This window comes from Streptomyces sp. CAI-85, from assembly GCF_013363615.1.
GTDB lineage: Bacteria > Actinomycetota > Actinomycetes > Streptomycetales > Streptomycetaceae > Streptomyces > Streptomyces antibioticus_B.
Genome location: NZ_JAANNX010000003.1, coordinates 95,903 through 110,295, shown reverse-complemented (window position 1 = coordinate 110,295; position 14,393 = coordinate 95,903). Strand labels below are relative to the sequence as shown.

The 14,393-nt window shown below is 73.4% G+C and carries 11 protein-coding genes; 5 read left to right on the top strand and 6 right to left on the bottom strand.

What is annotated here, in order from left to right:
• Nucleotides 1–24: 24 nt before the first annotated feature.
• The 6 genes from G6W55_RS06070 to G6W55_RS06045 form a co-directional block, all read right to left on the bottom strand.
• Nucleotides 25–561, bottom strand: coding sequence for an FcoT family thioesterase (locus G6W55_RS06070; RefSeq protein ID WP_175519743.1), 537 nt, complete (start codon nt 559–561; stop codon nt 25–27).
• A complete protein-coding gene (locus G6W55_RS06065) occupies nt 558–1,448 on the bottom strand; it encodes a TauD/TfdA family dioxygenase (protein ID WP_175519742.1) in 891 nt (296 codons plus the stop codon). The genes G6W55_RS06070 and G6W55_RS06065 overlap by 4 nt, the downstream gene beginning before the upstream one ends.
• A gap of 77 nt (nt 1,449–1,525) precedes the next feature.
• Nucleotides 1,526–2,902 (bottom strand): MFS transporter, encoded by a 1,377-nt coding sequence (locus G6W55_RS06060; protein WP_175519741.1) that lies wholly within the window; start codon nt 2,900–2,902, stop codon nt 1,526–1,528.
• Nucleotides 2,903–3,043: 141 nt separating this feature from the next.
• Nucleotides 3,044–3,553 carry a copper chaperone PCu(A)C gene (locus G6W55_RS06055; RefSeq protein ID WP_175519740.1) on the bottom strand — a complete coding sequence of 170 codons (510 nt, stop codon included), beginning with the start codon at nt 3,551–3,553 and terminating at the stop codon, nt 3,044–3,046.
• Nucleotides 3,550–5,781 (bottom strand): heavy metal translocating P-type ATPase, encoded by a 2,232-nt coding sequence (locus G6W55_RS06050; RefSeq protein WP_175519961.1) that lies wholly within the window; start codon nt 5,779–5,781, stop codon nt 3,550–3,552. Before G6W55_RS06050 ends, G6W55_RS06055 begins: the two co-directional genes overlap by 4 nt.
• A 56-nt stretch (nt 5,782–5,837) precedes the next feature.
• On the bottom strand, nt 5,838–6,095 hold the full coding sequence (locus G6W55_RS06045; RefSeq protein WP_175519739.1) for a hypothetical protein: 258 nt from the start codon (nt 6,093–6,095) through the stop codon (nt 5,838–5,840).
• A 254-nt stretch (nt 6,096–6,349) separates the two neighbouring features.
• Between G6W55_RS06045 and G6W55_RS06040 the strand changes: the two genes are divergently transcribed.
• The 5 genes from G6W55_RS06040 to G6W55_RS06020 all read left to right on the top strand — a co-directional run bounded on the left by G6W55_RS06040 (nt 6,350) and on the right by G6W55_RS06020 (nt 14,375).
• A complete protein-coding gene (locus G6W55_RS06040; RefSeq protein WP_175519738.1) occupies nt 6,350–7,762 on the top strand; it encodes a hypothetical protein in 1,413 nt (470 codons plus the stop codon).
• A gap of 149 nt (nt 7,763–7,911) precedes the next feature.
• Nucleotides 7,912–9,669, top strand: coding sequence for a hypothetical protein (locus tag G6W55_RS06035; protein ID WP_175519737.1), 1,758 nt, complete (start codon nt 7,912–7,914; stop codon nt 9,667–9,669).
• A gap of 60 nt (nt 9,670–9,729) precedes the next feature.
• Nucleotides 9,730–11,694 (top strand): SMI1/KNR4 family protein, encoded by a 1,965-nt coding sequence (locus G6W55_RS06030; RefSeq protein ID WP_175519736.1) that lies wholly within the window; start codon nt 9,730–9,732, stop codon nt 11,692–11,694.
• Nucleotides 11,695–11,775: 81 nt separating this feature from the next.
• On the top strand, nt 11,776–13,380 hold the full coding sequence (locus G6W55_RS06025; RefSeq protein ID WP_175519735.1) for an ABC transporter substrate-binding protein: 1,605 nt from the start codon (nt 11,776–11,778) through the stop codon (nt 13,378–13,380).
• Between the two features lie 26 nt (nt 13,381–13,406).
• Nucleotides 13,407–14,375 (top strand): ABC transporter permease, encoded by a 969-nt coding sequence (locus G6W55_RS06020; protein WP_175519960.1) that lies wholly within the window; start codon nt 13,407–13,409, stop codon nt 14,373–14,375.
• Nucleotides 14,376–14,393: the final 18 nt, after the last annotated feature.

Sequence of the window (14,393 nt, the reverse complement as noted above, 5' to 3'; positions counted from 1 at the left end):
CGGCCTTCCTTAACTCAGGTCGGGTCAGGGAACATTGACGAACGCGAGCGTCACTTCGCCGTCGCACCGGCCGCCTTGGGCGTCCTGGAAGCGGAACGCAGTCCGGGCGTGCAGGAAGGGGCTGCCGGATCCGCCGGGGGCTCGTCGGGTCACGGAGCGGAACTCCATCTCCCCGGTGAATTCGCGCGGGTTCACGGGCCGCCGGAAGCTGGAGGCGAAGCGGGCGATGAGGATGTCCGGGAGCTGGTGGCGCCAGAAGTCTTCGAGGGTCCAGTCCTCGAAGCCGGTCAGCAGCCGTTCCCGGACGGACTTGGCGACCAGGTAGTACATCAACTGGTTGTAGGCGATGTTGACCTCGACCGAGTTCAGATGGCCGGTGTCGTCTATATAGCAGGACTCCTGGATCGCGAACGCGGCCTGTGCGCGGGCGAGTCCGTCGGGGAGGGGCGTGACGTCGACCGACTTGAGGTACGTGCAGTGGGGCTTGTAGGGCGCCAGGACTCCGGTCAGGAGTTCCTCGTCGGTGGGGTACACCCTCATGGCGGGGGCGGGGCTGGTCATGCGGCACGCATCCCCTCGTACAGCCCGCACTCGTCGTGGACGGTGACGCGGTGGGAGACGGCCGGCTCGGGCGTGGTGGTGTGCCGGGCCCGGTGGACGAGGCTGCGGTTGTCCCAGATCAGCAGGTCGCCCTTCTCGAAGGTCTGGAGGTGGATGCCCTCGTGCGCGAAGGTGTCGTCCAGTTGGCCGGTGGCGTCGAAGAGGCGCTTGAGGAGTTCCTCGTCGAGCGGTTCGCCGTGCTCGTCCTCGATGCCGACGGTGAAGCCCTCGCTGAGGTAGAGGACGGTCTCGCCGGTCATCGGGTGGGTGAAGGTGGTGGGTTGGACGACGGGCGGGGTTCTGGTCTCGACCTCCTCGATGACCTCGGAGATCGGGCGGTAGACGTCGTGCGGCCGGATCTTGAAGTACTTGCGCACGGAGTGCCGGCAGCGCGTTCCGGCGATCTCCTTCTTCAACTCCTCGGGCAGCCGCTCGTACGCCGCTCCCATGTCGATGAAGTAGGTGCCGCGGTTCCTCGCCGGGACGACCTGCGGGTGGATCAGGGTGAGGCCGAAGGGGTCCGGCATGAACTGGTAGTCGGCGTGCCAGAACCTGCCCGTCTTCGGCACGCCGATCTGCCGGCCGTTCTCCGGGACGTTGGAGGAGACGAATATCTCCGGGACCTCGGGGTGCTGGTACATCGGCTCGTAGTAGGTCTCGGGGCGGCCGAGGCGCCGGCCGAGTGCCAGGAACTGTTCGGGGGTGAGGTGTTGGCCCTTCAGGACGGCGATCTTCTTCGTGTAGACGGCCTCTTTGAGGGTGCGGACGTCCGCTGCGGAGGCGTTGGCGTGGTCGAAGTCCTCGACGGTGACGCCGAGTCGGGCGCCGGGCTGGTCCTCGATGTGCATGACTGCGGTTCCTCTCGTGGGGTTCGGGGTGCCGCCGGGCAGGGCTGTGCTCCTGGTGGGGCGGGGAATGCGGGCGGCTACGCGGCGGTGAGCGCCGTTCTCCGCAAGGTCAAGGTGAGCGGCGCCGCGCAGGCGAGGCCCGCCGCCACGGCGAACACGGCGGCGCGGATTCCTGCCAACTGGGCTTCGTCCGGCGGGCCATGGGCTCCGGCGCCCGACGACAGCGCGACCAAGAGGGCGAGACCGACCGCGCCGCCCACCTGGAGGGAGGTGGAGGCCATGCCGGAGGCGACGCCCTGGTCCCGGGCGGGGACTCCGGAGGCGGCGGCGATCCACATGCCGGTCCAGGCGGCGCCCTGGCCGAGTCCCAGCAGCACGATGCCGGGCAGCAGCAGGGGGTACGAGCCGTCCCCGGTGAGCGCGAGCCCGAGCGCGGCGGATCCGGCGGCGCCCAGGGCCATGCCGCCGGCCAGCATGCGCCGTACGCCGATCCGGGCGACGGCCCGTTCGCCGGCCTGGGTGCCCAGCGCGGTCACCACCGCGGGGACCAGGAAGGCGAGGCCGGTCGCGAAAGCGCCGTAACCGCGCACGCTTTGGAAGTAGAGGGTCATGAAATAAGGCAGGGAGCTGAAGGTGGCGCTGTAGAGCGCGGTGACCGCCATGGCGGCGATCAGCCCCCGGTGGGCGAACAGCCGCGCGGGTACCAGCGGATCGCGCGAGCGGGTCTCGACGGCCGCGAAGACGGTCAGCAGGGTGACCGCGAGGCCCGCGGCAAGGAGGGCGGACGGGGCGGTCCAGCCCGTCTGCGGCGCGTGGATCAGCACGAACACGAGGAGGGTGATCCCGCAGGTGGCGGCCAGTGCGCCGGTGACGTCGAAGTGCCGGGTGCCGGTGGGCGGGCCGTCCGCCGGGAAGAGCCGACCGCCCGCCCAGGCCAGCGCCACCGCGATCGGGACGTTGACGAAGAACACCGACGGCCAGCCGAACGCCTCCACGAGCACCCCGCCGAGGAGCGACCCGAAGCACAGGCCGCCGGCGCCCGCGGCGCCCCACACCGCGAGTGCGCGGTTCCGAGCGGGTCCCTCCTCGTAGAGCGTGTTGATCAGGGCGAGGGTGGCCGGGAAGAGCAGCGAGCCGCCGATGCCCTGTGCCGCGCGGACGGCGATCAGCACCCCGGCCGACTGGGACAGCCCGCCCACCAGTGAGGACCCCGCGTACACGAGGGCCGCGGCGACGAAGGTCCGGCGTCGGCCCAGCAGATCGGCCGTACGGCCGCCGAGCAGGAGGAAGCCGCCCGTCGTGACGACGTAGGCGCTCACCACCCACTGGAGGTCGTGCGGGGCGAAGCCGAGTCCGGCGCCGATCTCGGGGAGGGCGACGTAGACGATGTTGTAGTCGAGCGCGATGACCAACTGGGCCAGCGCGAGAACAAGAAGGGACAGTCGGGCCCTCATGGATCCGCTCCCTTCTCACTCGTCGAGATTCCTGACCGGCGTGCCGCCGAGTCGGTGTCGCAGTAGTAGTCGGGGGAGGATGACGGTGAGTTCCCGTCCTTTTCCTTGCGTGTGGGGAAAGTTGAACGCGCCTTCGCCGGCCTACCGCAGCGACGCGGACGTGGGCGGCACCACGACGGCCTGCGCCTCCACCTGCCCCGTGTGCCGGAACTCCAGGCTGAACGCCACGAGTTCGCCCGGGCGCCACCCGCCGGACGGCACGGGTACCGTCAGGTCGACGCCGCTCGGCGACATCGCGAGCCGGACACCCGACGGGACCAGGACGGAGTCGAGCGGGGACCGGTAGGCGGCGTTCCCCTGCCGCATACGGTGCTGGGAGAGCGTCACCTCGCCGGGGACGGCCCGTGCCGTGACCCGCACCAAGGTGTCGGCCGAACCGCCCTCGTTCACGATCTCGAAGAACGCGGCCGTCTCCCCCACCCCTGCCGACGGCAGGAGCACTTTCCCGCCCGTGACGGTGATGCGCGCCGGACTTCCGGCCCGGCCCGCGCCGACCCAGGCCGTCAGGCCGGCCAGCGCCAGGCCGCACGCCGTGACGGGTACCAGGGCGGCGAGCGCCCCGTCCCGCAGCCGGTCCGTGAACTCCCTCATCGTGCACCGGCCTTCGCGCCCCGCGTCGCGGCGGCCCGGGAACGCGGGCGGGCGGGTGAGGGCTGCCGGCCGCGCAGCCGCAGGCTGTTGGCCACCACCAGCAGGGAACTCGCCGACATCGCCGCCGCGGCGACCATGGGATCGAGCAGTCCGACCAGGGCGAGGGGCACGGTGACGGCGTTGTAGGCGAACGCCCACACGAGGTTGGCCCGGATCGTGCGCAGAGTGCGCCGGGCGAGCAGGACCGCGTCGACAAGTGACTCGATGTCTCCGCGGGCCAGGGTCAGGTCGGCCGCTCCCACGGCCACATCGGTGCCGCTGCCCATGGCGATGCCCAGGTCGGCGGTGGCGAGGGCCGCGGCGTCGTTCACGCCGTCGCCGACGACCGCCACACGGGCGCCGGACTGCCTCAACTCCTTTACGAGCGTGGCCTTGTCCTCCGGTGTGCAGCGGGCGTGCACCTCGTCGAGGGCGAGCGCGGCCGCGACGGCTTCGGCGGGTGCGTCGCGGTCGCCGGTGGCGAGCACCGGCCGGATCCCGAGCCGGCGCAGCCGCTCCACGGCCTGGTAGCTGCCCGGCCGCAGCACGTCCCCGACGGCGATCAGCGCCTCGGCCCGGCCGTCGACCCGCACCAGAACGGGCGTGTGCGCGGCCGCCTCCGCCCGGGCCAGCGCCTCGGCCAGCTCGCGCGGCAACGCGCCGTCCGGCGCGCCCACTTCGACCGTACGGCCCTCCACCTCACCTCTCACGCCGCGGCCCGGTGTCGCGAGGAAGTCGGCGACGTCTGGCAGCAGTTGGTCCGGGTCCCTGCGGCGAGCGTACGTGGTGACCGCCCGCCCGATCGGATGCTCGGAGCCCTGCTCCACGGCCCCGGCCAGCCGCACCGCCTCGTCCTCCCCGAGCGCGCCGGGCAGGGCGGTGACGCGGGCGACCGTCATGTGGCCCGTGGTCAGGGTGCCGGTCTTGTCGAGGACGACGGTGTCCACGTGCCGCAGCGCCTCCAGCGTGCGCGGTCCGCTCACCAGCACGCCGAGTTGGGCGCCGCGCCCGGTGGCGGCCATGAGGGCGGTCGGGGTCGCCAGGCCCAGCGCGCACGGGCAGGCCACGACCAGGACGGCGACACCTGCGGTCAGCGCGGCCTGTGGGTCGGCTCCGGCACCGAGCCAGAAGCCGAGGGCGGTCACGGCGAGGGCCAGGACGGCGGGCACGAACACCCCGGCGACCTTGTCGGCCAGCCGCTGTGCCCGTGCCTTTCCGGCCTGTGCCTCCGTCACGAGGCGTGTGATGCGGGCGAGTCGGGTGTCGGCGCCGACCGCCGTGGCCTCGACGTGCAGCAGTCCGCCCGCGTTGACGGCCCCTCCGACCAGGGCCGAGCCGGGCGACACCTCCACGGGTTCGCTCTCGCCGGTGACCAGGGACAGGTCCACGGCGGAACTGCCCTGCGTCACCCGCCCGTCGGTGGCGACGCGCTCGCCGGGGCGCACCAGGAAGACCTGGCCGACGCGCAGTTGCTCGACGGGGATGGAGCGTTCACCGTGCTCGTCCCGTACGGACACCTGTTTGGCCGCGAGTTCGGCCAGGGACCGCAGCACCGCTCCCGTGCCTCGGCGGGCGCGGCCCTCCAGGAACCGGCCGGTGAGCACGAACAGCGGTACGGCGACGGCGGCTTCGAGGTACAGGTGTGCCGTGCCCTCCTGCGCGGAGGGCAGCAGGCTGAACGACATCCGCATCCCGGGTTCGCCCGCTCCCCCGAGGAACAGCGCGTACGCCGACCAGGCGAAGGACGCCACGACTCCGAGCGAGACCAGGGTGTCCATGGTGGCCGTGGAGTGCCGCAGCCCCCGCAACGCCCTGACGTGGAACAGCCAGGCGCTCCACACGGCGACCGGGGCGGCCAGCACGAAGCACAGCCACTGCCAGTTGCGGAACTGGAGCGCCGGCACCATCGACAGTTCCAGGACGGGTACGGCCAACAGCGCGGTGATCAGGAGCCGTTCGCGTTCCCGACGGGCCTCGTCGGCCTCGGGTGCGGGCGGCGCGGCCCGGTGATCGACCCGGTGACTGGCCTGGTAGCCGGCTTGTTCGACGGCGGTGACGAGTGCCTCGGGCGTGACGTCGGCCGGATGGCTGACCCGTGCCGTGCCCGTGGCCAGGTTGACCGTGGCCGTGACGCCCGCCAGCCTGCCGAGCTTCTTCTCCACCCGGCGTACGCAGGCCGCGCAGGTCATCCCGCGGACGGTGATGTCCGTGACGACCGAAAGACTCGACGCCGTTTCGTCCACCGTCACTCGCCGCCCCCGTGCTCCATCCCGGGCATGTCCTCCATGCCCCCGCCGGTCCCGGACGTGTCTCCGTCGCCGGTCCCGCCGCTCCCTCCGCCTTCGTGCATGCCGGGTGCCACCGGGCCGACGGCCGAGCCGACGGCGTAGGACACCGCGAACACCAGCACGAGCAGCAGCAGGAAGCCGATCAGCGCCGCAGGGGGCGTCCATCTGCGGGCGGTCCCGTCGGCGGGGCGGGGTGACTGCGGGGTGTCGGACATGCACCAGGAGTCGGGGCGACGGGACACCGAGTTCCGACGGCCGGTCATGGCGTGCGTCACAGCGGGGGCTCAGCGGAACGCGGTCACATGACCGGCGGCCCAGTCGGCGAACAGGGGAACACCCGGGAGGATTCCCCCAACTTTCCCCATACGACGCCCACTTCGGGTCGTATGATCCCGCCGGGAGACCGTTCCTCGCGCGTCAGGGGGCTGCCGCGGGGGCGGTCTGTGGGGCGGGCGCAGGGGGGCACGGCATGGGCCTGGAGATCGACGCGGAGATGACCGCGGGGCCGTTGGGGACGATGATCACCGCCGCGATCGTGAGCGGCGGCGGGGCCGCGGTGCCCCTGGTGGGGCCCGCGCTCGGGGTGGGCAGGCTGGTCAGCGACCATCTCAACCGGCAGCGCATCGCCCTGCTCACCGAGGCCGTCCAGAAGGCCGCCCGCCAGGGTGCCTGGCTGGCCGGGGCAGGGCTGGCGCTCCAGGGCGTCGAAATCGCCCTGAAGTTCTACGAACTCGCCACCTACGAGAAGCGGCTCGACCAGGCCGTCCGCGCCCAGCAGTGGCTGGACGCGCTGCGGTCCGCCCAGGAGACCGCGCTGGCCCGGCTGGAGCACGGCTTCCGGCTCGCCGAGGCCCGCTACGAGGCGGTGCTCGCGTCGTACCCCTTCCACGCCCCGCCCGGCACGCTCGCCGAGGAACTGCTGCTCACGCCCGGCGGCCGCACCCGCCCGGTGCTGCTGATCCCCGCCGACCCGCCGGACGTGCCCGCCCACAGCCCCTGGACGGGCGTGCGCCACCGGACCGTCGGCGAGCTGCGCAAGTACCCGGGCGCGCTGGACGTACGGGCCACCGACCGGGCCTTCGAGTGGCCCCACGCCGAACTCCTCCGCCGTGACCTGGACGCCGTCCCCGCGGTCTACCTCCAGCTCGGCACCACCGGATACGACCTGGAGGTGCGGCTCGGCGGGAGCTCGCTGCTGCCCGGCGAGATCCTCTCCCTGCTGCCCGCCGTCACGCTCCAGCGGGTCGGGTACCGGGAGCCCTGGGAGTGGACGGCGGAGGAACTGACCGCGCTGGGCGCCCCGGCCGGCGGACCGCCGAGCCCCGGCCGCAACGCCGACCTCAACTTCGAACGGGCCGCCCGCGTGGCCGCGTTCACCGCCGTGATGGCCGCCGACGCCCACCAGCTCATGCACCGCCCGGCCTACGACGAGCAGGTGGACGCCGCCGCCGCGCGGGCCGGGCTCACCCTCGCCGCGTGGCCGCCCGGCCTCGGCGTACCGCTGGAACTGGTCGCCGATCCGCCGTACCACCTGCTCCACCAGGCGCTCCGCCACCAGGTCCGCGGCGACGGCGAGACCGCGCTGTTCACGGTCGCCGCCGCGGCGGCCTGGCTGGCCGGTGAGGAGACCGTCCGCCCGAACCGGCTCGCCGACGTGCTGACCCGGGCGGCCGGCTCGGGGCGGATGACCGCCGCGCACGGACGTAAGTTCCGCGAGGTGGTGGCCGCCCTCGGCACCACGGCCCGGCTGCCCGCCCGGCTGCATCGCGCGCTGGACGCCCTCCCGGCGCAGGCTCCCGCGGGGCCTGCGGCCCCGGCCGCCACGAACAACCCCGGCGACGCGCCCGGCCTCTTTCCGCCCGCCGGGCGGCCGCTGCTGTAGCTGGCGCCGTCGTGCCGGTGCGGGCCTCGGGGCCGCCGCCCCCATGAGTCCCGCCGACGGCACGGCGACGACGACAAGCGGACAAGGCGACAAAGAGCCTCGGCGACACCCCTGCCGACGGCAGACGACGACCCGAGGACACCCCAGCCATGAGAACCTCCGCCCCCGCCCCCGGCCCCCGCCTCCTGTTCCTCGGCCTCCCCGGCGACCGGGCCGGTGAGCTGGCCGCCCTCGCGGTGCGGGACGCGCGGCGTGCCGTCCGGCTGCGTACGGTGGCCGGCGGTCCGCCCGTCTCGGAGGCCGCCGTCGGGTCCTGGGAGCTGGTGCGCCGCCGCCCGCGGCAGCCCAGCCCCGAGCCGGGCACGCCCCGGCCCTCGCCGTACAAGAACTTGCGGATCACGGTTCTGCCCGCGCTCACCCCCGACGCCTCGGCGACGGGCGCGCAACCAGCAGGCCACGACGGGCTGGTGGTCGTCACCGGTGCCGGTGAACGGGCCTGGTGGGAGCGGCGGTTGCTGTTCCACCACGTCCAGCGGGCGCTGGCCGACAATCGGGCGCAGCGGATGGTGCTCGCCGTGACCGGGCTCGGGCGGCGCGCCGGGGCGACGGAGCTGGCGGAGGCCGTCCGGCCGTGGGCGTCGTATCTGGGCTCCGGCGCGTCGGCCGGGCGGCTGTACGGCGTGACGGTGCCGGTGCGGTTCCCGGGCGGGGCGCGCGGGACGAGGCCCGGTGTGCCGCTGCTCTGGCATCTGGGCGCGGACTCTGAACTGACGTCACGGCAGCGCCGGTTGACCGACGCCCGGCTGGCCGAGGCCAGGACCCCCGGCGGCGCCTTGGCCCTGCGGGAGTGGGAGCGGGTCGACCGGGTCCTGCATGCCGCTCCGGTGCCGCCCGACCGCACCGTACGGGTCACGGTCGTCGGGGCTCCGGGCGCGGGCCGTACGACCGTCCTCGCCGCCGCGCACCGGGTGCTCGGTCCCGAACGCCCGGGCCTGTGGCTCCACTTGCCCGATCCCGGCGCGCTCCACGACCTGATCACCCGTCGCCGCGCCCGGGAGGAGGGCACCACTCCCAGTACCCCCGGCGCCTCCAGCACCCCCGGCACCCCCGGCCTCGACCGCGAGCACTGGCACTTCCAACTCGCCGACGGCACCGTCCCGGTGATGGACGTGGACTGGCTGGAGGCCGACACCCGCGGGGCCCGTCCCGACCTCGCCGACCGGGTCCGGGACTCCCAGTGCGTGATCGTCGCGGTGGACGCCGGTCTGCTCGACGTCCCCCTCGACGAGGGCCGGACGGCGGAACTGCGGGAGCGCACCGGCGCCGCGACGGCCGACGAACTGATCCAGGCGGCGGCCACGTTCCACCGCGACGCGGACGGACTCCCGCCCCAGGTAGTCCTGTTGCTGACCGGCGTCGAGCGACTCCTGCGCGACGGACGCCCGTTGCGCACCCGTGCCGGCCTGCTGGACGACTTCCGGCGGCTGGTCCCCGCCGCCTTCGCCCCCGGGGTGCTCACCGCGCTCTGTCCCGTGAGCGCGGGCACCGGCGAGACGGACCCGCCGACCGGGGTCGAGGCGCCGTACTGGCTGCTCCTCCTCCAGCAGCTCCGGCGGGAGGCGCACCGGCTCACGGCGGTCGCGGCCGGCGAGGAGGAGAAGGCCGAACGGCTGCGGGAGCGGGCGGAGCGCCGCAAGGAGACCACGAGCAGATGGAACCCGGTCAGCCGGGTCCTCGGCTTCGCCGACGGCAGACGCGCCGACCGGGGTGAGGGCCGGGCCCGGGCCGCCCGCGACGCGGCCGCCGCGAACGGCGAGATCGAGAAGCTCCTCCACCGCGACCTGCGGGACACCACCGTCCTGCTGGGCGGCGAGCCGTACGGCACCGGGAGCACCGCCGGAAGCTAGCCCCCCCTCCCCCGCAGTGATCCGCGCGCGTTGTCAGTGGTGGGTGGCAGCATCGGGAGCATGACGGAGAGCACGGCATTCGACTGGCGGCCCTTCCTGCTCAGGTGGAGCGGGGAGTGGGCGGACTCCCTGCCGGAGGGGGACGAGACGCGGGACGCGGACGACGAGCGCGCGCGGCAGGCGCGCTGGCTGGGATTCCCGGGCGCCTCCGAGGAGGACATCGCGGCCATGGAGGAGCGGCTCGGCCGCCGGATGCCGCCGTCGTACCGGGAGTTTCTCAAGGTCAGCGACGGATGGCGGAACGCCGGCGGGTTCGTGTGGCTGCTGGCGGGCACCTCGGACGCGCGCTGGCACGAGGACGAGTCGGGGCTCGCGGACGTGTTCGAGGAGGACCTCGACGAGGACGCCGGGCCCGAGGAGCGGCAGGGAGTGGACGTCTGGCGGCGCGGGCTTCAGCTCGACGTGGAGTCCGACATCACCCATGTCCTGCTGGATCCCGGGGAGGTGGACGAGGACGGCGAGTGGGCCGTCTACACCTGGGCGAGCTGGCGGGCCGCGCCGCCCGAGCGGTACGCGAACTTCCTTGAGTTCATGAGGGACATGCACCGGGAGTTCCACGGCCTGCGCGCGCGACCGGCCGACGGTGGGCCGGAGTTCGCCAACGACACCACGCGCGAGCTGGACGCCCGGGTGGAGGAGGCCCGGCTGACCGCGCTGCGCGGCGACTGGGAGGGGGCGCGGAAGCCTCTGGACGAGGCGAAGGGGTACGGCCGGCCGCGGGCCGCCGGGCTGGGCGACCAGATACGCCGACTGCTCGGCCAGAGCTACATGGTGTACTTCGACGGCCTGGTGACGGACCCCCGTTACGCGTCCGAACTGCTGCCGCCGCTGGTCGCCGACCACGCGGCGCGCGCGTCCGGGGACGACTCCACGCTGAGGTTCCATCTGCGGGGCGCCGACGACGATCTGGTGTCGCTGGCCCACGCGATGCTGGCGGAGGTGCGCGACCGCACGTTCCGCTACTCGGCGGCGGGACCCTTCGGGGAGGCGGTCGAGCGGGCGCGGGAGCTGGCGCGCTGGGGAGAGACCGACGCCGCGTGGCGGACCCTGATGGACGCCCTGCCCCTGTGGGAGCCCCTGGGACCGGACCACTTGGCGCCGCTGGGCTGGGTGGCCGACCCGCTGCTCGGTCCGCTGCTCACCCCGGAGCGGGGGCGCGAGCTGCTGTCCACACCCCGGGCCGGGCAGAGGGGCGCGGCACCGGGCCCGGCGGCCGGGCTCGACTCCGGCGACCTGACCTGGCTCGCGGATCCGGACCCGGGCAACAACCGCACCTCCTACCGGTTCGTGCTGGTGGAGGGCGTGGAGCCGACCGAGCTGCCCCGACGCCTCGCCGACGAGGACGACGCCGTCCTGCGCGCCCCCGCCACCTCCTGGGAGGCCCGCCACCGTTCGCGACCCGACCGGGTCGAGTCCTCCTCCTACGACGACAGAGCCCTCGTGGCGGTCGGCCGGGCCGGCACTGGCACGAGCACAAGCACCGGCACCGGCACCGGCACCGGCTGGAGCTTCGCCTTCGACGGCGACCCGGCACCGTTCCACCGGCAGCGGTTCGTCTCCCCCGCCGCGTCCGCCGCAGTCGGCACGCGCGCGGTAGTGGTGTGGTGCGGCCTGAGGGCATGGCACGGAGAGCCGTTCTTCCACCTCTCGGTGGCCCGGGACGGCGTCGAGCAGTACGCGTTCACGTACGCGGAGGGAGAGACACAGCGGAGCGGCCCGATACCTCCGGCGCTGGACCCGGACCGTTTCTTCGGCGAAAGCGCGGACTCAGCCGAGGCGGAGCGATCGCTTCTCGACGCCCTGACCAGCGAGTTCGACGTCTCTCTGCCGCGTCACGCACTCGTGAACGGACGGCTGCACACCTTCCTCACCCGTTCATGGACACGGCCGCCGCAGGACGGCGAGACGTACCTGGTGATGCGCCTGCACCGGCCGGCCGCCACCCCCGCGACACAGCCGGACTGATGCGGGGCCCGCCTGGGTAAGCCTCCTATCGCACATGACATGCAAGAGCGATATTGAGGCAACAAGGGTGTGAGGCTGTTCATGACGACGACCCGTCGCATACGAAGGTCCGCCGTCGCGGCGGCGGTTGTGATGGCCGGGGTCGCCGCCTGCTCGGCACCGGGCGGCAGCGGGGACGGCAAGGGCGGGGCCGGTGCGGCCGCCGACTCCGTGGTGATCGGGGTGGGTTCCGAACCGGACACGCTCAGCCCGCTGCTCGGCTACGGCAAGGACGGGAACTCCAAGATCTTCGACGGGCTCCTCGCCCGTGACGCGGACCTGAAGCTGACGCCCGCGCTGGCCGTGGCCCTGCCCGAGGTCACCGAGGACGGTCTCACCTACACGTACACCCTGCGCGACGGCGTCGAGTTCAGCGACGGCGAGCCCCTGACGGCCGAGGACATCGTCTTCACCTACCGGACGGTCCTGGACGAGAGGACGAACAACACGGCCCGCAGCGAACTGGATGCGGTCGAGGAGGTCCGGGCGAGCGGTGACCGCAAGGTCGTCTTCACCCTGAAGTACCCCTACGCGCCGTTCGCCGGACGCACGGTGCTGCCCGTCGTCCCCGAGCACATCGCCGGCGAGCAGGACCCCAACACCGGCTCCTTCAACACCGAACCGGTGGGCACGGGCCCGTACGTGCTCTCCTCGTGGAGCAAGGGCGAGAAGCTCACCTTCAAGGCGAACCCGCGGTACTGGGGCGGCGCGCCGAAGGTGAGGACGTTCACGATGGCGGTCATCGCCGACGACAACGTACGGGCCACCAGGCTGCGTTCCGGTGACCTCGACGGGGCGGTCCTGCCGCCCAACCTCGCGGCCACGTTCAGCAAGGACGGCTCCAGGAAGACGTACGACGCGAAGTCCTACGACTTCCGCACCGTCACCCTGCCCAGCGCGGGCGCGGTCACCGGCGACCGGGCCGTGCGGCAGGCGCTCGACGCCGCCGTGGACCGCGAGGCCATGGTGGACAAGGTGCTCGACGGCGCGGGCCGGCCGGCGTACGGGCCGCTGCCGGTCGACGACCCCTGGTTCGCACGCGGCGTCGAGCGCGACCGGGACCTGGGCCGGGCGCAGCGGATCCTCGACGCGGCGGGCTGGAAGGCCGGCGACGACGGCGTCCGCGCCAAGGGCGGTCAGCGGGCGGCGTTCACGCTGCTCCACCCCTCGGGCGACAAGGTCCGCCAGGATCTCGCCCTGGCCTACGCCTCCGACGCCAAGAAGGCCGGCATCGCGGTGACGGTGGAGAGCGCGACATGGGAGGTCATCGAGCCGCGGATGAAGGACGACGCGGTGCTCGCCGGCTTCGGCAGCACCGGCGACCCCGACTTCGGCCTGTACACCCTGCTGCACTCCTCCCTCGCCGGCGACGGCTTCAACAACATGGCCCGCTACCACGACACGACCGTGGACAAGGCCCTCGACACCGGCCGCCGCAGCTCGGACACGGCGACCCGGCAGGGCGCCTACACCACGCTCCAGCGGGCGCTGGTGAAGAACCCGGGCTACACCTTCCTCACCCACATCGACCACCTGTACGTCCTCGCTGACCGCTGGGACGGTCTGACCACCCAACTGGAGCCGCACGAACACGGGTTCGCCAGCGGGCCCTGGTGGAACATCGAGGACTGGCAGCCGAAGAGGTGACGGCCGCCTCGCCGCCCTGGGGAGCGATGGCGCGGCTGGCGGGACGGCGGACCCTGACCGCCGTCCCCGTCCTCCTCGTCGTCACCTTCGGGGTCTTCGCCATCGCCGCCGCCTCCCCCTTCGACCCCGTCAAGGCGTACGCCGGTACGGCCGCGCTCGGCGCCGACCGGGAGACCCTGGACCGGCTGCGGGACAACCTGGGCGCGGACCGGCCGTTCACCGCCCGCTGGTGGGAGTGGCTGACCTCCGCCGTCGGCGGGGACCTCGGCCACTCGACCGTGCTGCGGCAGCCGGTGGCGCAGGTCATCGGTGAACGCCTGGTGTGGTCCTCGCTGTTGTGCGCGGTCGCGTTCGTCGCGGCCGTGCTCGTCGGCACCCTGCTGGGGGTGCTGGCCGCCCGCCGCCCCGGCTCGTGGCTCGACCGGATCGTCAGCTCGCTCGCCTACACCCTGGAGGCGGCGCCGGTGTTCTGGATCGCCCTGCTGGCCGTCTGGCTGTTCGCCCTCCGACTGGGCGTCCTTCCGGCGGGCGGGCTCACGGACACCGCCAGCGAACAGGTCACCGCAGGGCAGGTCGCCCGTCATCTCGTGCTGCCCGCGGGCGTGTTGGCCGTGTCCCAACTCCCCTGGTTCACGCTCTACGTACGGCAGGGGGTCGCCGACGCGCTGGCGGAGGACCCGGTGCGCGGCGCACGCGCGCGGGGCCTGAGCGAACGCACCGTGCTGCTGGGGCACGCCCTGCGCTCCGGACTCCTGCCGGTGCTCACGCTGATCGGCTCCCGCGTCCCCGAACTCATCACCGGCGCGCTGCTGGTGGAGAGCGTCTTCAGTTGGCCCGGTATCGCCGCGGCCACCGTCGAGGCGGCCACCGCCGTCGACTTCCCCCTGCTGGCCGCGCTCACGACGCTGGCCACCGCCGCCGTCCTCGCCGGCAACCTGCTCGCCGACCTTCTGTACGCGCTGTTCGACCCGAGGGTGAAGCTCAGTGACATGTGACTCCCATGGCTGAGGCCA